This window comes from Pseudoalteromonas sp. SR43-7 (assembly GCF_014163785.1).
Lineage (GTDB): Bacteria > Pseudomonadota > Gammaproteobacteria > Enterobacterales > Alteromonadaceae > Pseudoalteromonas > Pseudoalteromonas distincta.
Genome location: NZ_JACJDY010000008.1, coordinates 15,316 through 35,074, shown reverse-complemented (window position 1 = coordinate 35,074; position 19,759 = coordinate 15,316). Strand labels below are relative to the sequence as shown.

The window sequence follows — 19,759 nt, the reverse complement described above, 5'->3', positions numbered from 1 at the left end:
ATGGATATTTATTTTAAAGCCTGAATTCTTCCACAAGCGCCGCCGATACTCAAGCAACTTATACTAATTGATGAGCCGTTGGGGTGTTTACAGGGCATTAAAAAAGGGAACACACGTTCCCTTTTATTTAAAGTACATAATTTATACTTTATTAACTGAGTAAATACCTATTTGCTTATTTACTTAGTTCAAGCATCAATTTATTTAAGCGAGTAACAAATCCTGTTGGATCTTTAAGTGTACCGCGTTCTGCAAGTAGTGCTTGATCTAGTAAAACGTGTGACCACTGCGCAAACTTATCTTCATCTTGTTCGTCATTTAAGTGCTTAACAAGTTGATGCTCTGGGTTTAGCTCAAACACAGGTTTTGCTTCAGGGGCTGCTTGACCAACAGATTCCATTAGCTTTTGCATTTGTGAGCTCATGTCGTTGTCGTCGCTTACAACACATGCTGGAGAATCTGTTAAGCGGTGCGTAAAGCGCACTTCTTTAACGTCATCACCTAGTGCTGTTTTAATACGTTCAACAAGCCCAGCCATTTCTTTTTCAGACTCTTCTTGCGCTTTTTTAGTTTCTTCGTCGTCAAGCTTACCTAAATCTAAGTCACCACGTGTGATCGACTGTAGCTGCTTATCAGCAAATTCAGTTAAGTGGCTCATCATCCACTCGTCAACACGGTCACTTAGTAGTAATACTTCAATGCCTTTTTTGCGGAAAATCTCTAAATGCGGTGAGTTTTTCGCAGCGGTGAATGTATCAGCTACTACGTAGTAAATTTTGTCTTGGCCTTCGTTCATGCGTTCAACATATTGCTCAAGCGACACATCTTGTGTTTCTGAGTCAGTATGTGTCGAAGAAAAACGAAGTAGCTTACAAATAGCTTCTTTATTTGCAGCATCTTCAGCTGGGCCTTCTTTCATTACTTGACCAAACTCATTCCAAAATACTTGGTAATCGTCAGCTTTGTTTTTAGCCATACGCTCAAGCATTTTAATAATACGCGATGTACACCCTTTACGAATAGCTTGCGTTACTTTGTTGTCTTGTAGAATTTCACGAGATACGTTCAGTGGTAAATCGTTTGAATCTAGTAAGCCTTTTACAAAGCGAAGGTAGCTTGGCATGAATTGCTCAGCATCATCCATTACAAACACACGTTGTACGTAAAGTTTTAAACCACTTTGACGTTCACGGTTCCATAAGTCGAAAGGTGCTTTTTTAGGAATATATAAAAGGCTAGTGTATTCAGTTTTACCTTCAACCTTATTATGTGCCCAGCTAAGAGGAGCTTCCCAGTCGTGGCTTACATGCTTGTAAAACTCTTTGTATTCATCATCAGAAAGCTCTGATTTATCGCGTGTCCACAATGCAGTCGCGCGGTTAATGCTTTCCCACTCACCTGGTACTGCTGGAATTTTTTCGCCGTCTTCGCCTTCAGATTCAGGCACTTCTGCTTTAAACATTTGTACTGGCGTTGAGATGTGATCAGAGTATTTAGTAACGATACTACGTAGGCGCCAGTCATCAGCAAATTCTTTTTCTTCATCGCGAAGATGTAAAATAATGTCGGTACCACGGCCTTCTTTTTCAATTTCTTGAAGTGTGTATTCGCCTTCACCTTGAGATTCCCACTCGTAAGCGGTTGTTTCACCGGCTTTACGTGTACGAACAGTTACTAAATCAGCAACAATAAATGCTGAGTAAAAACCAACACCAAATTGACCAATTAATTGTGAATCTTTACTTTGATCACCCGTTAAGTTTTTGAAAAACTCAGCAGTACCCGACTTTGCAATAGTACCTAATGAGCTAATGATTTCATCGCGCGTCATACCAATACCATTATCTGAAATGGTAATTGTATTTGCTTCTTTATCTGCACTAATACGAACACGTAAATCGGCATCACCTTGGTAAAGGTCACCTTGAGATAATGCTAAAAAGCGTAACTTGTCTGCTGCGTCTGATGCATTTGACACAAGCTCACGTAAAAATATTTCTTTATTAGAATAAAGAGAATGAATCATTAAGTTTAATAATTGTTTTACTTCTGTTTGAAAGCCTAATGTTTCTTTTTGTGCTGCAGTCATTTATATATCTCCAATTTGCAAAGTGTCTGCGTTATGCACTTAATATGGGGTGAGGTGTTAGAACTTCAAGGGAAAAATTTAAAAAAGGTGAAACGAAAACAAAGAACCATTAATTTGTTTAAAACGAATGCGGACAATTAATATGAATCTTTTCACCAGTTGTTGGATGTTCAAAATATAAATCGCTGGCATGTAATTGTAACCGCCGTGCCATATGTTCACTTTGCGCACTTTTATATAAATCACAGCCTAAAATTGGGTGCCCTATAAACTGGCTGTATATTCGTAATTGATGGGTACGCCCAGTAATAGGTGTAAATTGCACTAAGGTTCTGCACGGCTGCCTGAGCCGCTCAAGTACTTTATATTCACTCAGCGCTGTTTTACCTGTCGATTGGCAAATTTTAACACGCGGAAAAAGCAGTTTATCTTTTGCAATTGGCGCAGTAATTTGCCCTTCATCAACAGCCAAGCATCCCTCTAACATGGCTACATAACGCTTTTGAATACTGCGTGCCTGAAATTGCTTATTAAGGTGCTTTGACGCAATCGCGTTTAATCCAACAATCATAATGCCCGATGTGCCCAAATCTAGCCGATGCGGTAACTTAGCCTCTGCAAATGCAGCTGTTAAGCCCTTTTGACCATGTACTAAGCGGTAATGCACTGAGTCCCAATTAAGCGGGTTTTTACCTGATAAGCTTAATAGTCCACTGGGTTTATTGATCAGTAAAATATCGTCATCTTGATATAATATTTCAATAAACCCGTCGCACTTAGGGGCTACAAAATCATCAACTATAATGGGTTGTTCTGAAGGTGTTTGCGATGTTGAGTTAGCCATTAAGTTAATCATTAAATTAGTCACTATCTTTTGAATGAAGCGCTTTTAAAGCCAATACTTTTTCACGTAAATCATCTGCTACTACTTTATCAGCAGCAATCGGGGCACCGACTGCAACCGACACCAAAGACCATTTTAATCGAGGCAATTGCCACTTAGCTTTACGACTAAACATGCTGCCCCATAAACCACCTAAGTGCACAGGAATAACGGGCACAGGTGAGCGCTCAATAATGCGCTCGATTCCACGGCGAAAAATATCCACTGAGCCGTCACTGGTTAGCTTTCCTTCAGGGAAAATACCAACAAGTTCGCCTTTATTAAGCGCAGCAGCTACTTCGTCAAAGGCTTTTTTAAACGCTTCTGGATTGGTTTTTTCACTGTTAATGGGAATAGCCTTAGCCATTTTAAATAACCAATGTAGAGCCGGCGAATAATAAATAGGGGCAAATACCATAAACCGGATAGGCCTTGGTGATGCGGCTAAAATAAACATCCAATCAACAAAGCTGACATGATTACACACTACAACCGCAGCGCCTGCATCAGGTATATTACTTTCACCTTTTGTACGCACTCTGTACATACAAATAGCTAAAATATATATAATAAATCGTAAAAAGAACTCTGGTACTTTGGTATAAATATAAACAGAGATAAGTAAGTTTAGCCCGGCAAGTAACAGTAGCAACTCTGAAATACTCCACTGAAAAACAGACAGCGTTACAATACTTAAAACAGCACTGCCCACCATAAACAGTGCATTTAATACATTGTTAGCCGCTATAACTCGTGAGCGACTCGACTCTTCAGTACGCTGTTGAATAAGCGCATACAGCGGTACAGTGTAAAAACCAGAGCCAATACCAATGCCTGCCATCCATACAAAATGCCACACCATATCGCCTGTTTTTAATAACTGCTCAAGCGTCAATAATTCAGGGTTTTGAGGTAAATAAGAGCTAATAGCGCTCTCTTGGCTCAGTAAGTATAAAAACAAGGTAATTAAAATAGCGCCAAAAGGCACAATTCCTAATTCTATTCGTGAGCGAGAAAGCTTTTCACACAGTAACGAACCAATCGCAATACTTAGTGAAAACACAACAAGCGCGCTAGTGACAACCAGTTCATCACCACCCATTGTGTGTTTTACATAATTTGGTAGGGATGTTAAAACGATGGCGCCAATTAACCAAAACCAACTGATCCCGAGGACTGATTTACCAACTGATTCTGTTTGCGAATTAAGTGCTGAAAATACGTTTTTTGTGGATGAAAATATATTGTAGGTAAATTTTAAGTTAGGCTCGTTTGCTTCACTAGTGGGTATAAAGCGACTGCTCACATAACCCATCACGGCCAAGACTAATACTGCAATACTTATAAGCGTAGGCCCTACTGATTGAGTAATATAATAAGTGCCAAAAATTGTACCAATTAGTATCGCCACAAACGTGCCTGATTCAACCAAACCATTCGCTTTTGTTAATTCATTAGGTGCTACGTGCTGCGGTAAAATAGAATATTTTAATGGACCAAAAAACGTACTTTGCACGCCCATTAAAAATACGGTGGCTAACATTAGCCACACATACTGCGTTAAAATAGAAACTGCCCCTACAACCATAATAGGGATTTCACATAGTTTTACGATTCTAATCAATTTTGATTTTTCTGTTTTTTCTGCAAGCTGCCCTGCCATCCCTGAAAATAAAAAGAACGGAAGAATAAATAACCCAGCAGCAATATTTGAATAAAGTGCGCCATCTGCAAGCGTTGCAGCCTGAAATATTAATAGAATAAGCACTGATTGCTTATACACGTTATCGTTTATCGCTGAGAAAAACTGCGTAATAAAAAGCGGTAAAAAACGCTTACTACCTAGTAATGCACCTTGATAGGGTTGGTTATCTTTCATTGTATTCCTTACTAATTAGAGACATAGCCCAAAAATAAATTAGATTGTTTTTAAGCTTACCTTAAAAACGAAAAAGCCTACATGATTTAATCATGTAGGCTTTTGTAATTTGTTTTCAAATAGTGACTTAGAGCTAGTCTTGAGTAACTAGGCGCCTGCCGCTAAAGGCATGCATAAGTGTTCTACCATCTACTAAATCAAGCTCACCTCCCACAGGAATACCATGGGCAATACGTGAAGCGCCTACTTTGTATTTATGACAAAGCTGAGCAATATAATGTGCGGTAGTATCGCCTTCAACGGTAGGGTTAGTCGCTAAAATAACCTCATTAATATCGCCTTGGGCAAGCTTTTGCTCTAAAACATCTAAGCCAATCTCTTTAGGACCAATACCGTCTATTGGCGATAAGTGACCCATTAATACAAAGTATAGACCTAAATACTGACCTGTTTGCTCGATGGCAAGTACGTCAGTAGGCGATTCAACAACACATAATATACCGCTGTCTTGGCGTTTTGTACTTAAACAAATATCGCACTGAGCTTGTTCGCAAAAAGTACGACAAGACTGACAGTGCCCTATGGCGGTCATTGCTTTAGTGAGTGCATTGCCCAGCTGAGTGCCTCCCTTTCGGTCGCGCTCAAGCAGGTGAAAAGCAATACGTTGCGCTGACTTTGGACCAATGCCCGGTTGACAGCGCAGTGCTTCTATAAGCTGATTTAAACTATCTGAAAGTTGCATTATTTACTTAAAACGGCATTTTCATACCTGGTGGTAATTGCATACCGCCAGTTACTTTACCCATACGCTCTTGTGTTTCTTCTGCAACACGGCGAACAGCATCGTTACATGCTGCTGCAAGTAAGTCTTCAATCATGTCTTTGTCGTCTTCCATCAAGCTCTCATCAAGCTGAACACGACGTACATTGTGGTTACCAAGCATAGTTACTTTAACTAAACCTGCACCGGCTTCACCAACAACTTCAAGAGTTGCGATTTCGTCTTGGGCTTTTTGCATGCGATCTTGCATTTGCTGCGCTTGCTTCATCATGTTGCCCATTCCACCTTTAAACATAACTTTCTCTCTTTCTTTTAATACATTAATTAACATGAACATAAGGGCGATTGTAAGTAATTACAATGCCTGAATACTGTTTTCGTCAATTTCGGCGCTAAATACTTGCTGAAATTGTACTATGTTTTCATCCGATGTGATCACATCGATTGCTTGTTGATGGCGTCCTGCATCTATTTTTTGCTGAATAAGATAAGGAGAATCAATAACTCCCTTAGCAAAATTAATACTTAACGACACGTTATGCTCATAAATACTCGACAATGCGGCATCTAATCTTTGGCGAAGCATCGGTGTATCTAAATGCTTTTGTGATTCATCAACGTCTATATGTAAACTGTTGCCTTGCTTGGTAAATATTGAATGCAACGCAAATTGGCGCATACGACCACCCAGTCCCATACGTTTAATTAAATAAGCCCATTCATCTTGTTGGTGTGCAAACCTAATTTCACTAATTGGACTTTGAAAATCATCAGGCACGGGAATGCTAATTTCCTCGGGCGCTGCTTCAGGTACTTTTTGAGGATTTATTTGCTCAAGTAGCTCTGGCGCTAAATTTTCGGTAATTGTTTGATGCTTTTCTTTAAAATCAACTTTTCGTGCTGGTTTTGTATTAGCGTGACCATGTGCCTGGCTTTCGCTCCCTGTTGGTGGGAGCTCATGCTTTTTTTCACTTGCACCTGCACTATCAGTCACCCAAGGTGGGGGATCGCTAGGTGCTACGCTTGAAACGCTGTTGAGCTCGTTTGTATTTTCAGCGGTGCTACCTTGGTTAACACTTTGAGCTTTAGGCATTCTTGCGTGATGTTCTGGCTTTTTAGCGGGCGCTTGGTTTGGCTGCGCTGCTACATTATTTGCAGAGGTGCTTGTACTCTTGCTTGATAACCTACCCGCACCGGATATGTTTCTGTCACGTAAAATACGAGCAATGGCAGATTGCGCCTGCGCTTCTTGTTCAGCTATTGGCGTACTTACATTGTGATTAGTAACAGGCTCTGATTGAGGTTCTGAGTTTGCAGTAGGTGCAGGTTTAAAACCCTGATCTACAGCGCTACTCATTATATCGTCAAATTGCGAGGCCAGCGTTTGTTCAGCATCACTATGGAGCATATAAGTTTCATCTTCACTTTGTCGCTGGGCTTGAGCATCTGAAACAACATTGGTTTGTGGTTGCTCTTTAGCTAAAGCCTGTTGCTTTGAAGCGTTTTCACTTTGTTGAACCGGTTGCTCTACTGCAACTTGAGCAGGCTCATTATTACTTTGCACAACTTCATTATTTGATGACTGAGCGGCAGCGTTAGCTGAAGGCTCTATCTCAACGGCTTTAGGCTGCTCTGCATTGCTAACTGGCTTAGTATTATTTACAGGTACACTACTTTGGCCAGCTACGGTGTTTTGCGATGTTTTATTTTTATTTAATATATCTCGCAGTGCATTTGCACGGCCTTGTTTATTTGGGGCCGGCTCTTCGTTTGCTGTGTGTACAGTTTGTTGCACATCTGAAGGCTTAAATGCTAATAATCTTAGCATTATCATTTCAAAACCTAAGCGAGGCTCTGGTGCCCATTGTAAATCTTTTTTACCATTTAACAGTAACTGATAATAAATTTGAATTTGTTGTGGGCTCGTATGTTGTGCAACATGAGCAATATAATCTACATTTTTTTCATCTAGCCCTGCCGCTTCAGGCACTAACTGGGTTAGTTGTGTTAAATGTGTAAGTGCAATTAAATCATCAAGCAATGCCACATAATTAGGATTACGACTTGCCACCTGCGCAATCTCATCCATTAACGCAGCGCCATCTTGTGCAAGTAATGCTGCGAGCAAGCTTTGGCTATAATGAGTATCCATTAAACCAAGCATTGTTTGTACTGCTTGATTATTAATATCACCATTTGTTTGAGCAATAGCTTGGTCGGTTAAGCTAAGTGCATCACGCATACTGCCATCAGCGGCTTTTGAAATAATGCTAAGTGCATCGGTATCAAAGCTAAGCTGCTCTTGAGTAAGTACGTGTTCAAGCTGTGTTTTAATTTCACTTTGCGACAAGGCATTTAAGTTAAATTGTAGACAGCGAGATAATATAGTAACTGGTAATTTTTGAGGATCGGTGGTCGCCAATAAAAATTTCACATGCTCTGGTGGCTCTTCAAGCGTTTTTAAAAGCGCATTAAAGCTGTGCTTAGAAAGCATGTGAACTTCATCGATTAGGTATACTTTATAACGTCCACGAGTTGGTGCATATTGAACGTTATCAAGTATTTCGCGAGTGTCTTCTACTTTTGTACGAGAAGCCGCATCTATTTCGAGTAGGTCAATGTAGCGCCCTGCTTCTATATCCAAACAGCTGCTACATTGTCCACACGGATTTGCAGATATACCTTCATCGCAATTTAAGCTTTTAGCAAAAATACGTGCAATGGTGGTTTTACCTACACCGCGGGTTCCAGTGAATAAATAAGCGTGATGCAGTCTATTTTGCGTAAGCGCATTTACAAGCGCTTGCTTAACATGAGACTGCCCAACCAATTCATGAAAGGTTTGAGGACGCCATTTTCTCGCTAGAACCTGATAACTCATCGATTACTCGCCTTCGAATTCAACCAATTTTAGGATTTTAATACCCATTTTTTTGATGCGCTGCTCGCCACCAAGTTCTGGTAGTGATACAACAAATGCTGCATCTGTGGCTTCGCCACCTAGTTTATTAACTAACTTAGCAGTGGCTTCAATTGTGCCACCAGTTGCTAATAAGTCATCAACTAGTAATACTTTGTCGCCAGGTACAATTGCATCTACATGCAGTTCTAGCGTGTCTTCACCGTACTCAAGTAAGTAATCTTGGCGAATAACTTCGCGTGGTAACTTACCTGGTTTACGTACTGGAATAAACGGAATGCCTAACGCATAAGACAATGGCGCACCAAAAATAAAACCACGTGATTCTGTGCCTATGATTTTAGTAAAGCCCTGATCTTTATATTCTGCGATAAACGCGTCAATAGTTGCTTTAAAAGCTTCTGGATTTGCCATTAAAGTGGTTACATCGCGAAACATAATGCCCGCTTTTGGATAATCAGCAATTGTAGTTATGCTGTTTTTGATAATTGCTGGTGTTACTTGAGTCATAATTTTAACTGCTCAATTGTTTATATTACAAAGCAGGTGATTATAACCTTAACTAACCTTTAATTGCGAGTTTGGCGTTATTATAAAAGAAGTATTAAATATGGACGGGGTAATTAAAATAAAGTGGTTCAAGGCTGAAGTTAGCAACAGCCTTAATACACGCTATACATTTTACGTTAAGCTAGTGATCCAGCCTAATATTGCATTTAAACAACCAATCCCTGCAAATACAGCTAAAAAAGCAAGAAAGTAAGTAGCGTTGAACGGATCTTTAAAGTCTTTATCATCTGACATTGGTACAACCTTTTATTAAGCACGACAAATAAGGCTGCCATAATAGACGATGTAAAATCATCAATAAAGACCTTAGTCTTGATTTTTTGTCACAATTACCCCTCGTTCAACCATAGCATTAAGAGTAACCAGTGCACCTTGAGTAATTTGCTCTGCATTAAATTGTGGTGCATGAGCTAATACCTGTTGGCAGACGTTGTCAAATGTCGCGCCTTCGCTTGCCTCTATGATTGACAATAGCAAAGCTGTCACCGCATTCGTAGCCAGAAATTGAACGTCATCATCTTCATCTCTATATACAACAAAATAATTAGGCTGAGGTGATGGCTCTTTTGGTTTAAAGCGATTGCTAATATTTTGAACCGGAAATTGATAACTTAAATTTCTTGCCGTTTTCGATAAATATAAAGCTGAACTAGTGAGCGCTGTTGTTTGTAATTTTTTCTCTTGCTCATCTTCGTGTGCAATGGATACATCTAGCTCTACCCATTCATAATGGGCAAGCTCAAGCATAAACACGGGATCGTATTTTTTCATTTTATAATCACTTGATAAGTAATTAATAAACTCCCCTGCTATGTCTAAAAAGTACGGCGAATGACAATCATATTCGCTAAAAAACTGGCGTACGAGGGCTTGCCATTGCTTCTGGGTATATAACGTTTTTAATACCGGAAAACCTGATGATATAAAACCTTCAATGTTATTAAAAAATAGGTCGCGATAAATAGCCATACGCCTGACTTCGATACCGCTGGGCTTTTTATTTTTTTGAGGCTCGCGAATATGCGCCATAAATTCGTTTTGTATTTCAATAAAGCTCATAACTAGGCACTCTTTTAATGTTGATAAAGGCTTATATTAAGCTCGTTGTTTTGAAACTGTTGAATCAAAGTGTTTAGCCTGTAGATCATGAATTATATCTAACTCTTTGGTTAAAACATTCATGGTAGGAATATTAAAATCGCGCTCAAGCAAGGTTGGAAATACGCCATGCACTTCGTATGCTTTATCGAGTAGCTCCCAAACAGGATCAATCACATCAGCGCCATGTGTATCAACAATTAAGTCATCAGCCTCATTATAATGGCCAGCAACATGCCCATAGGCTATACGATTAGAGGGTAACCCAGTTAAAAATGCTTGCGCGTTGTAGCCATGATTTATCGAATTAACATAAATGTTATTCACATCAAGTAAAAGCTTGCAGTCAGCTTGCTCTAAAATAATATTCGTAAATTCAAGTTCTGATAATTGCTGTCCAGGAGCGCCATAATAGGAAACATTTTCTATCACAATTTGCTGCTCTAGTATGTCTTGAACTTGTTTAATACGAGGAACAACATGTGCTATTGCATCTTGTGTAAATGGAATGGGCATTAAGTCATACATATGCCCTTTACCGGAGCAGTAACTTAAGTGCTCACTAAAAATTTTTATATTGTGCTCTTCAAAAAACACTTTTAAAGACTTAACAAATTCAACATCAAGAGGTTCGGGAGAACCGATAGACAGTGATAATCCATGACACACAAAATTATTAGCATCGGTTAATGTTTTAAATTGCTTTTTAAAGCGTCCACCCAGTTTTAACCAGTTCTCTGGCGCAACTTCTAAAAAGTCTACTTGATTAGGTACATGCTCAAGCAGCTCATCAAGCATTTCTCGTCGTAGGCCAAGGCCCACCATCCCAAAATCTTTACTTTGAGTTTGTATCATAACTACCTCTAACTTAACAAAAAAGGGCCTTAGGGCCCTTTTAGCATAACTTATTTAGAATAAGATATTAACGGCCACCACATTTACCTTCGCCGCACTTACCTTCTTTTTTAGTTTTTTTAGCGTCGCCGCCACATTTACCTTCACCACATTTGCCTTCTGTTTTAGCTTTTGCGTCTTTTGCATCGCCGCCACACTTACCTTCGCCGCATTTACCTTCTTTTTTATCTTTTGCGTCGCCACCACATTTGCCTTCACCGCATTTACCTTCTTTTTTACCTTTTGCATCGCCGCCACATTTGCCTTCGCCGCATTTGCCTTCTTTTTTATCTTTTGCGTCGCCACCACATTTGCCTTCGCCGCATTTACCTTCTTTTTTATCTTTTGCGTCACCGCCACATTTGCCTTCACCGCACTTACCTTCTGCAGCATCTAATTGGTAACCTGTTACTAGTTGTTGAAACTCAAATGGGTTAGCTTGTACATCTGCAGATACAAAACTTGCAGAGCCAACTACTACTGCACCTAAAGTTAACGCGATTGTATTTTTTTTAACTGTATTCATTTTATGACTCTCTTTAATCAAGGATTGTAAATCTTAGCAATAAAAATGTATTTTTAAATTGCTTGTATGCTTAAGTAGACCCGTACAAAAATAAAAACTTTCATTTATTTTCATAATATTTACTTTTGCAATTTATACATCAAATATGGGCGGTAATTACAGATTTATCAATGTGTGATTTACAGGTAAACTATGTCTCCAGTTTTTTATCAAAATTAATCTCTTTATGAAACTTGTTTTAGCACCTATGGAAGGTGTCGTTGATTTTAAAATGCGCCAATTACTCACAGACATTGGTGGGTTCGATTTGTGCGTTACAGAGTTTGTAAGAGTGGTTGAAACATGCTTACCTGACAAAGTTTTTCATCGATTTTGCCCTGAACTACATAATAATGGATTTACACGAGCAGGTACTCCTGTGCGTGTTCAATTACTCGGTCAAGAAGCAAATCCGTTAGCCGAAAATGCAATAAGAGCAATCGCTTTAGGGTCCCATGGGGTCGACCTAAATTTTGGTTGCCCAGCAAAAACAGTTAATCGTAGCCGAGGGGGGGCTGTACTGCTTAAAGACCCTGACCATATGTATACGATTATTAAAGCAGTCCGAGATGCTGTAGATGTTGAACATGAAGTAAGTGCAAAAATTCGTTTAGGCTTTGATGATGACAGTAACAGCCAAGAAATTGTTGATGCTGTGGTAAGTGCAGGTGCAAATAGTGTAGCTATTCACGCCAGAACCAAACGAGATGGTTATAACCCGCCAGCTTATTGGGAAAAAATTCCACCAATAATAAAAGGTAAGAATATTGCCGTTGTTGCCAATGGTGAAATTTGGCAAGTAGAGGACGCAATGCTTTGTCAAAAACGAAGTGGGTGCACTGATTTAATGCTTGGTCGTGGCGCCCTTTCGCACCCTGATTTAGCAAAAAAAATTAAAGCTCATGTAAATAATGAGCAATATGATGGCCTTGAGTGGGAGCATATTATTTATCACTTAATTCACTCAGCTATTCATCAAGACCCCGCGAAGGATGAAAAATACTTTGCTTCGCGTACTAAACAATGGCTTGGTTATCTAAAACGCCAGTACCCACAAGCTATCGATTTGTTTGACGAAATCAGACGTTTAAAAAGTAAAGAAGATGTGGCGAGCGTATTAAATAAATATGCCAAAGCACCGCAACTTGATTCAAATCATAACGACTAACTTAAAGACTCTAGATAATATCAGTATAACGTAAAGCCCATTTAATAAGGTTGTACTGATAATGCATCATCAAAAAAGACTTAACGATGAAATAGCACAAGTTAAATTAAATATATTAACCATGCTTTCTAAATCAGCTTACCCTGCACATCACCATTTAATACAAATTTTAGCTGATACAGCAAATAATGAATGGTTAGACTGCGCAGCAGAGAAGTTAGGCCCTGAGTATGCACTTTTAATCAGTCGCATGACCAAACTAGAAGCCGCACTAAGTCAAATAGAAATTGGCCAGTATGGCTACTGCTGTGATTGTGAAGAAAAAATATCAGCTGAGTCACTTGAACTAGACCCCGCAACTCAACGGTGTACAAAGTGCGCACAATAAGCGCACTTTCAAATCATTATATAATGTGTTGTATAAAGCTAAATGATTGCCCTGGGTAGAGAATTATATCTTCAACCAAGTACTGGGCCTCTTCTGGACTCATTTGTAGGCGCTTTATAAGGTTTACCTTTGCTTGAGGCAAAGTCCACGCATGGTAGTGAATACCTATATCTGATTCCATCATCGCAAGCATCAATGTTTTATCTTTATTAGACATATCCATAGCGCTCGCCATTGCAGGTAAGTCTTGATAGTTAGCCTGCCAATCTAAGCCTTCTATTAATTTTTCATCAGATAAATACTGAACTAAAAACGATTTTTGGTGAGAAGTTGGCAGCTTACTGTCGAATGCAACACGATCTAATACTTTTATTTTTTCGTTTAAAAGAGTAACCCATTCTAACGGTGAATGTACTTCGCCACTAAAGTAATTAAGTTTGCTCTGATACCACTGAGTGCCATTTGGCAGACCTCTTAGACCCACACTTCCTCTTGGCTTATAACTAGCTAAATAATCGCTAAAAGCTCTTATATGGCTTTTAAGCGCTGGTTGAACATCGTTACTTGCTATCGCACTTAATACATAGCTTTGTAACAGTGTAAGTTCAACCTTGTTCAGCTTTAAATTGCTTTGTTGAGCACTGTCTAGGGTATCTTGGGTTAACTTGAGCCAAGTAATAACATTATCCGGTGTGTTTTTTGAGCCTTCAAAAGCGAGCATGTTTTTTAACACATTTACTTGGGCCGGCCAATTAAAGTAGCGTTCAGGGAAACGCTCTGCAATTACCAAATAGTTTACTTGCGCAATTTGATTTAGATTAAGCTCCATACCCATTAGGCTCTGATAAATAGTATGGCGTTTTGTTAGGTAAGCATCAGAGAAAACCAATTGATCTTTTTCAATGTTATTGCCTTTAGTAGCACCTGTTTGTACAAGCGCCATGTTTAAAGCTTTTAAAGCGACTTGTGCGTCCTCAAACGACTCATAAGGTTGAGACTGCTTTGAACATGCAGTTAAAAATAGGCACAGTAATGATGATAAAAAGAGCTTTTTATACATAGTAGTTCCAATAAAAAAAGCCCCAGAGGGGCTTTTTATAAGTTGCTTAAGCTAATTAAAATTAAATTTTAACACCGTTGCGAGCGGCTTTATCTTTAATATATGTAGACCAACCTTTTGCAAACTTACGTGTGCGAGGGTCATCCATAGCTTTAGTAATTGCAGCATATGCTTGCTTATACTTACCTTGGTAGTAATACGCTTCAGCTAAATCTGAATAAATTGTGCCTTTTTTGTCAGAGCCAAGCTCTAATGCTTTATTCAAGCGAACAATAGCAGCACTGAATTTTTCAGATTGTAAAAGTAATGAACCAGCTTTGCGGTAAAGCTCAGCGTCGTCATCAAATTTAGCAGCATCTTCGTAGTACTTAGCAGCTTTTTCTAAATCTTTAGAACGATGGTAATTACTCGCAATCGCGCTAACATTCTGCTTTGTACGTTCTACTTTTTCACTCTTAATGGCCTTTTCTAGCGTTACAGCTGCTTTATAAGGGATCTCATTTAGAGAGTAAAAGTTAGATAAGACTTTATACTCAACTTCATTTTCAAAGTAACCATTCTTGTATGCAACTTCCATAGTTGCTAAACCTTTAGAATAATCTTCAGTTTGTAGGTAATACTTACCTAAGCTAACCCAAGCTTTTTTATCATCAGGCCATACACGAACAATTTCTTCGCCAATTTTAACCATGTTTGCATAATCTTTAAGCTCAAAGTATGCGCCAAGTTTTAATTGGTAAGGGCCTTTGTTAGGCTCTTTTTGAAGTTTTATTGCCTTATCTGCTGGTTCAAAAACATCACGGTATTGCTCTAACTGATAGTTAGCTTGAGCAATACGTGTATAAACCGTAGGGTCCTCTTCACCGGTAAAGTCCATCCAAGCTACATATGCTTTTTTAGCTTCTTGGAACTTTTCTGTACCAGCGTATAAGTCACCTAACAACTTAAGAGTTTGTTCTTGATCAGCAAAGTTTAAAACATCAGGTGCAACGGCTTGCTTAGAGTACTTGATCGCTTCGTCATACTTTTCTTTTTGAGCGTACATGCTACCTAAGTAACGATTTACGGTCGCTTTATCAAAGTCATTCGAAGGCTCGATTTCTCTAAGCAAAACAATTGCTTCATCAACTTTTTCTTCGTTGTACAAATCAAATGCTTTAATTACTTTTTTACCAGTACGCTCGCCCATGATTTTAGTTTTTGCTTTTTTACGCTCTTCAATCTTTGCGTAATCCGGCGCTGCTAAAACAGATGCACTTAAAGTAGCACCCGACACAGACATAAGAATTGCAAGAGCAGTTACTTTAGAAAAATTTCTCATTACTCGCCTCCTTAGTTGCCTTGGTTAAGTTTAAAGTCTAATTGAACTTGTAAACCTGGTTGTTTCTGTGGTTTTCCGTCAATGATCTTAGGACGGTACTTCCACTTACGCAGTGCACGTTTAGCTTCACGGTCAAAGATACGTTTCGGATCTGCGTCAATTACTTCAACGTCAGTTACTCCACCTAGCTCATCAATTGTGAATGAAAGTTGAACCCAACCTTCTTTACCATCACGTGCTGCTTGCGTTGGATATTTTGGTTCTATACGAACGATAGGTGTCGCATCACCATCTCGTCCAAATGCACCAGGACCACTTAGTCCACCTGCCGAACTACCAACATCAATGCTTCCCATATTAAATGACATAGCACCAGGATTTGGATTATTATTTTCCGGCTGTGGCGGCTGCGGTTTAGGCGGCTGCTTTGGCGGTGGCGGAGGAGGAGGCGGTACACGCTTCCTCTCCTGCACCTTAGATTCAGGCGGATTCGTCATTATTTCGACTATGATCTGCTCTTTTTGTTCCGTATTACGGTCAGCCCCACCAGAGATGAGGAATGCCATGAAGTAGAACAAGCCGAAAGTAACTGCCCCACCTGCAATCAGTGAAAACAGAAAACGAATCATTACTGATCTCCAGCTATTGAAATTCTCAGGTTATCACCCGTCGCTTTAATCTGGTCCATAACTTTAACCACTACGCCGTGTTTTGCTTCTTTATCAGCTTGCAAAATTACAACTTCAGTAGGTTGTTCTGCTAATAAACTTTCGATTTTTGCTGAAATACGTTCAACATCAACCTGCTGTTTATCAATCCAGATCTCGCCGTTACTACGAATAGCAATAAAAATGTTAGCATTTTTTTGCTTAGTAGCTTGAGCCGCTTTAGGTTTATTGACCTCGATACCAGCCTCTTTAACGAACGATGTAGTTACGATAAAGAAAATAAGCATGATAAATACGATGTCAAGCATTGGCGTCATATCAACCGCTGCTTCTTCTTCTTCACGAAAACGTTGTTTACGTGCCATATTTAATTCTCTCTCTAGTGATGAGGCATACTATCAATAAGTTTGGCTTTCACCATTTTAGCTTTTGTCTCAAGACGTGAGCTAAAAAATACTCCAGATAATGCCGCAACCATTCCAGCCATTGTTGGGATTGTTGCCATTGAAATACCTGATGCCATTAAACGTGCGTTACCCGTACCCTGGTTGGCCATGGTTTCAAAAACCGAGATCATACCAGTAACAGTACCAAGTAAGCCTATTAAAGGACAAACAGCTACTAATGTCTTAATCAACAACATACGCTGATCTAATTTTTCAGACGCTTCAGAAATCCATGCTTCACGGATTCTGTGTGCGTACCAAGACGTAGTGTCTTGGCGGGCATCCCACTTTGCTACAATTTCTTTCGCTGTGCGAGGAAATTCTGCAAGTAGGAACCAATAGCGCTCAATCATTAAAACCCACATAAGAAAGAGTGCTATCGCGACCACGTATAAAACCTGGCCGCCTGTGCCAACAAAATCCCTGATAGATTCCCATATCTCCATCAGGACTAGCATTAGGCTTTCTCCTTCTCCGCGTGAGTAGCAACGATACCCGCGCTTTGCTCATCAAGGATGTGTAATACCGACTTACTACGACCAGCTACAAGAGCATGAAGTAGAATTAGTGGTAATGCAGCAATTAGACCTAGCGCTGTAGTTACAAGTGCTAGAGAGATGTTACCTGCCATGATCTTCGGATCACCCGTACCGAACAATGTGATTGTTTGGAACGTTAAGATCATACCGATTACTGTACCTAGTAGACCTAGTAACGGTGCGATTGCAGCAAGAATCTTAATTATATTGATACCAGCTTCAATGCGTGGCGTTTCACGTAGAATCGCTTCATCAAGTTTAAGCTCAAGGTTTTCAACATCTTGGTTCTTGTTGTCATGGTATACTTTAAGAATACGACCCAGTGGGTTATTTGTATTCGGTGTAGCAACATTTTTAAGCTGGCTCTTAATCTTACTAGTAGTAAGTGTAAGGTCAACAAAGCGGATTAGAGTAATTAGCATACCTAGGCCAAGTAAAGCCGTGATGATATAACCAACTACGCCACCTTGATGGAAGTATTCCATAAGGGTCGCTTTTTGAGTGTTGATACGTAAGATAGCACCACGAGTCGGATCTATGTAAACACCAGCGTAGTTATCTGGTGATGTATTTTCTAGAGCCGTGATACCGTCTAAGATATAACCGTCTGGTTGCTTACCTAGAGGCTGGATAGACTTAGTCTCTGGTGAATAAATTAAGTAACCATCGTCTGTAACTAAGTTAAAGTTACCGATACGTGTTACTTTTTTCATTGACGGGTTACCGTCAAGACCAGCAACTTCAGTTTCAAAAGTTGAAACTTTAGCTGATTCTGTCATTTCAGTTTGAAGTGAAATCCAAAGTTCTTCAAGTTCGCGAACTGTAGGAAGTTCTTTAGCAGCTGCTAACGAACGTAAGATTTCAGCACGACCTGGTTTTTCAGCACTAACTAGTGACGCTTCGATAGAACCGATAGCATCTTGAGCTGCACGACGTACAACACCAAACATCTCACCTAAAGTACCTTGGGCACTTTGAAGAGCGGCTTCTTTTTCAGCTAGCGTATTTTCGTTTTGTGCATATTGCTTAGCTAAGCTTTCACCACGAGACTTCTCAGAAGCAAGTTGGCTTTTAGCTTTGTTAAGTAATGCTTGCTTGTCAGCACGTTCTGATAAGAACTCTTGCTCACGTTGCTTATTGATTTTACCTTCAGAGATACGCTCTTGCTTTACTTGCTCAAGAATTTTATCTAGAGCTCCAGTATTTGCATGTGCATTAAGCGCGGTACCTGCAGAAACAGTTAGTACTGCTGCAACAGCAAAACCTTTAAATAGTTTCTTCATTATTGATTACTCCGCGCCAAAGATAGGTAGTTTAACAAGTTCTAATGTCGCTTGCTTACGCGCCATACGAATAACTTCTTTAACAGGTTTTAGGTATTCTTCGCCTAATTCTTTCCACTGTTTAGTGTTGTTATCCCACACCCAAGCATGTTTCAAGTCAAAAGACTGAGCAACGTAAGTGATACGACCTAACTGACCGATATCAACGTTAATGCTTTTACCATCAACTTCTAGAGTACCTTGTGAAGCAGATACAAGAGAGCTGTATGCTGTTTCAATAGTGTAAGCTTCAAGTACTTGACGGAATTTTTCAGACGTCGTTACAGACGCAGAAACCATGATCTCACGTAGTCTTTCTACACGTCCTAAACGCGTTTCAAGATTAAATGGAACGTCCGCTTTGATGAATTGCTCAAGCGTATCGATCATGCGATACATCAAAGGCACAACGTTTTGTTTAGTGTTATCAATAGTCGCGATTTGACGATCAAACGATTCAATTGAAGCGTTTTGGCTATCAACCAAGCGCGACACGTGATCGTTATACACTTTCATAAGTTCAGTCTCATCAACAACGCTACGGTACTCAGCGATTAGCTCCTGAGTTTGACCATATACATTGTCAATTTTAGTTTGAGACTTAACCGCAGCCTTTTGAATTTGTTGACCTGCTTTTTGCACGTCATTCAAAGGATCTGCAATCACATTGCTGCTTGCAAATGCAAATGCGCCAACCAACGCAGTTGCTACAAGACTCTTTCTGATTTTAACAGACATAGTTCCCAACCAATTAAGTAATGTTACTTTTATAATTTAATTATCCTCCGAGGAGAACAACCCTGATATCTTTTAATAGATATCAACCTTCCAATAATGCTAAATGCAATTAGCGCTGTCAACTTGATGTTTACTAATCTCAGTAAATAAATAGCTAAGTTAATGCTTAAACGAAAGTACCAGCCGACAACAGTTAACATTATTGCAACGAAGCTTTTTCTTAATATTTCTATTAAAGCCTTTTAAGGGGTGTATTTATTCGCATTGCACTGACATAAAACAACATTATTGCAACATTTAGCTAAAGCTGAATTCGCACTGAAAAAAAACTAAAAAAAATATAAATTGATATAACAAAAGTTATTTTTTACACGATTTTGTCGTGTTTTATCACCTCAGTTACACTTCATCTGAAAAAACAAACCATTTG

General features: G+C 39.4%; 20 protein-coding genes. 2 read left to right on the top strand and 18 right to left on the bottom strand.

Translation table 11 applies throughout. From position 1 onward, the window contains the following. Nucleotides 1-175 precede the first annotated feature (175 nt). The 11 genes from htpG to H5087_RS07900 all read right to left on the bottom strand — a co-directional run bounded on the left by htpG (nucleotide 176) and on the right by H5087_RS07900 (nucleotide 11,640). Nucleotides 176-2,089, bottom strand: a complete 1,914-nt coding sequence (gene htpG, locus H5087_RS07945; RefSeq protein ID WP_182671667.1) for a molecular chaperone HtpG — start codon at nucleotides 2,087-2,089, stop codon at nucleotides 176-178. Nucleotides 2,090-2,207: 118 nt separating this feature from the next. Then, nucleotides 2,208-2,945: an RluA family pseudouridine synthase gene (locus H5087_RS07940; RefSeq protein ID WP_182671666.1), complete on the bottom strand. Its 738-nt coding sequence runs from the start codon at nucleotides 2,943-2,945 to the stop codon at nucleotides 2,208-2,210. Nucleotides 2,946-2,949: 4 nt separating this feature from the next. Continuing rightward, nucleotides 2,950-4,851, bottom strand: a complete 1,902-nt coding sequence (locus H5087_RS07935) for an MFS transporter (protein WP_182671665.1) — start codon at nucleotides 4,849-4,851, stop codon at nucleotides 2,950-2,952. Nucleotides 4,852-4,984: 133 nt separating this feature from the next. Further along, nucleotides 4,985-5,593: a recombination mediator RecR gene (gene recR, locus H5087_RS07930; protein WP_002962308.1), complete on the bottom strand. Its 609-nt coding sequence runs from the start codon at nucleotides 5,591-5,593 to the stop codon at nucleotides 4,985-4,987. A 7-nt stretch (nucleotides 5,594-5,600) separates the two neighbouring features. Then, on the bottom strand, nucleotides 5,601-5,927 hold the full coding sequence (locus H5087_RS07925; protein ID WP_002962306.1) for a YbaB/EbfC family nucleoid-associated protein: 327 nt from the start codon (nucleotides 5,925-5,927) through the stop codon (nucleotides 5,601-5,603). Nucleotides 5,928-5,987: 60 nt separating this feature from the next. After that, nucleotides 5,988-8,513, bottom strand: a complete 2,526-nt coding sequence (dnaX, locus tag H5087_RS07920; RefSeq protein ID WP_182671664.1) for a DNA polymerase III subunit gamma/tau — start codon at nucleotides 8,511-8,513, stop codon at nucleotides 5,988-5,990. A 3-nt stretch (nucleotides 8,514-8,516) separates the two neighbouring features. Then, nucleotides 8,517-9,062, bottom strand: a complete 546-nt coding sequence (gene apt / locus H5087_RS07915) for an adenine phosphoribosyltransferase (RefSeq protein ID WP_002962303.1) — start codon at nucleotides 9,060-9,062, stop codon at nucleotides 8,517-8,519. 171 nt (nucleotides 9,063-9,233) lie between these two features. Further along, entirely contained in the window at nucleotides 9,234-9,356 is a 123-nt protein-coding gene (locus H5087_RS20165) for a hypothetical protein (RefSeq protein WP_002962301.1), read from the bottom strand. Between the two features lie 72 nt (nucleotides 9,357-9,428). Further along, on the bottom strand, nucleotides 9,429-10,181 hold the full coding sequence (locus H5087_RS07910; RefSeq protein ID WP_182671663.1) for a DUF2063 domain-containing protein: 753 nt from the start codon (nucleotides 10,179-10,181) through the stop codon (nucleotides 9,429-9,431). A 36-nt stretch (nucleotides 10,182-10,217) separates the two neighbouring features. Beyond that, nucleotides 10,218-11,075, bottom strand: coding sequence for a DUF692 domain-containing protein (locus H5087_RS07905; protein WP_182671662.1), 858 nt, complete (start codon nucleotides 11,073-11,075; stop codon nucleotides 10,218-10,220). Between the two features lie 67 nt (nucleotides 11,076-11,142). Continuing rightward, nucleotides 11,143-11,640, bottom strand: a complete 498-nt coding sequence (locus tag H5087_RS07900; RefSeq protein WP_024596351.1) for a hypothetical protein — start codon at nucleotides 11,638-11,640, stop codon at nucleotides 11,143-11,145. Between the two features lie 226 nt (nucleotides 11,641-11,866). Between H5087_RS07900 and H5087_RS07895 the strand changes: the two genes are divergently transcribed. Both H5087_RS07895 and H5087_RS07890 read left to right on the top strand, forming a co-directional pair. Continuing rightward, nucleotides 11,867-12,847: a tRNA-dihydrouridine synthase gene (locus tag H5087_RS07895; protein ID WP_182671661.1), complete on the top strand. Its 981-nt coding sequence runs from the start codon at nucleotides 11,867-11,869 to the stop codon at nucleotides 12,845-12,847. Between the two features lie 61 nt (nucleotides 12,848-12,908). Further along, the gene (locus H5087_RS07890; RefSeq protein WP_002961716.1) at nucleotides 12,909-13,235 is read left to right on the top strand and encodes an RNA polymerase-binding protein DksA; all 327 of its coding nucleotides are present in this window, start codon (nucleotides 12,909-12,911) and stop codon (nucleotides 13,233-13,235) included. A 16-nt stretch (nucleotides 13,236-13,251) separates the two neighbouring features. Here H5087_RS07890 and H5087_RS07885 read toward each other — a convergent pair whose 3' ends face one another. From H5087_RS07885 to H5087_RS07855, 7 genes are all read right to left on the bottom strand, one after another. Next, entirely contained in the window at nucleotides 13,252-14,295 is a 1,044-nt protein-coding gene (locus H5087_RS07885) for a hypothetical protein (protein ID WP_182671660.1), read from the bottom strand. Nucleotides 14,296-14,356: 61 nt separating this feature from the next. Then, on the bottom strand, nucleotides 14,357-15,616 hold the full coding sequence (locus H5087_RS07880) for a lipopolysaccharide assembly protein LapB (RefSeq protein ID WP_002961712.1): 1,260 nt from the start codon (nucleotides 15,614-15,616) through the stop codon (nucleotides 14,357-14,359). Between the two features lie 11 nt (nucleotides 15,617-15,627). Next, nucleotides 15,628-16,245: an energy transducer TonB gene (locus H5087_RS07875; RefSeq protein WP_007583869.1), complete on the bottom strand. Its 618-nt coding sequence runs from the start codon at nucleotides 16,243-16,245 to the stop codon at nucleotides 15,628-15,630. Further along, nucleotides 16,245-16,649, bottom strand: a complete 405-nt coding sequence (locus H5087_RS07870) for a biopolymer transporter ExbD (RefSeq protein ID WP_002961710.1) — start codon at nucleotides 16,647-16,649, stop codon at nucleotides 16,245-16,247. The genes H5087_RS07875 and H5087_RS07870 overlap by 1 nt, the downstream gene beginning before the upstream one ends. Nucleotides 16,650-16,663: 14 nt before the next feature. Then, on the bottom strand, nucleotides 16,664-17,188 hold the full coding sequence (locus tag H5087_RS07865) for a MotA/TolQ/ExbB proton channel family protein (RefSeq protein ID WP_002961709.1): 525 nt from the start codon (nucleotides 17,186-17,188) through the stop codon (nucleotides 16,664-16,666). Continuing rightward, a complete protein-coding gene (locus H5087_RS07860) occupies nucleotides 17,188-18,552 on the bottom strand; it encodes a MotA/TolQ/ExbB proton channel family protein (protein WP_002961707.1) in 1,365 nt (454 codons plus the stop codon). The genes H5087_RS07865 and H5087_RS07860 overlap by 1 nt, the downstream gene beginning before the upstream one ends. Nucleotides 18,553-18,558: 6 nt before the next feature. Beyond that, nucleotides 18,559-19,329: a DUF3450 domain-containing protein gene (locus tag H5087_RS07855; protein WP_024590812.1), complete on the bottom strand. Its 771-nt coding sequence runs from the start codon at nucleotides 19,327-19,329 to the stop codon at nucleotides 18,559-18,561. Between the last annotated feature and the right edge of the window lie 430 nt (nucleotides 19,330-19,759).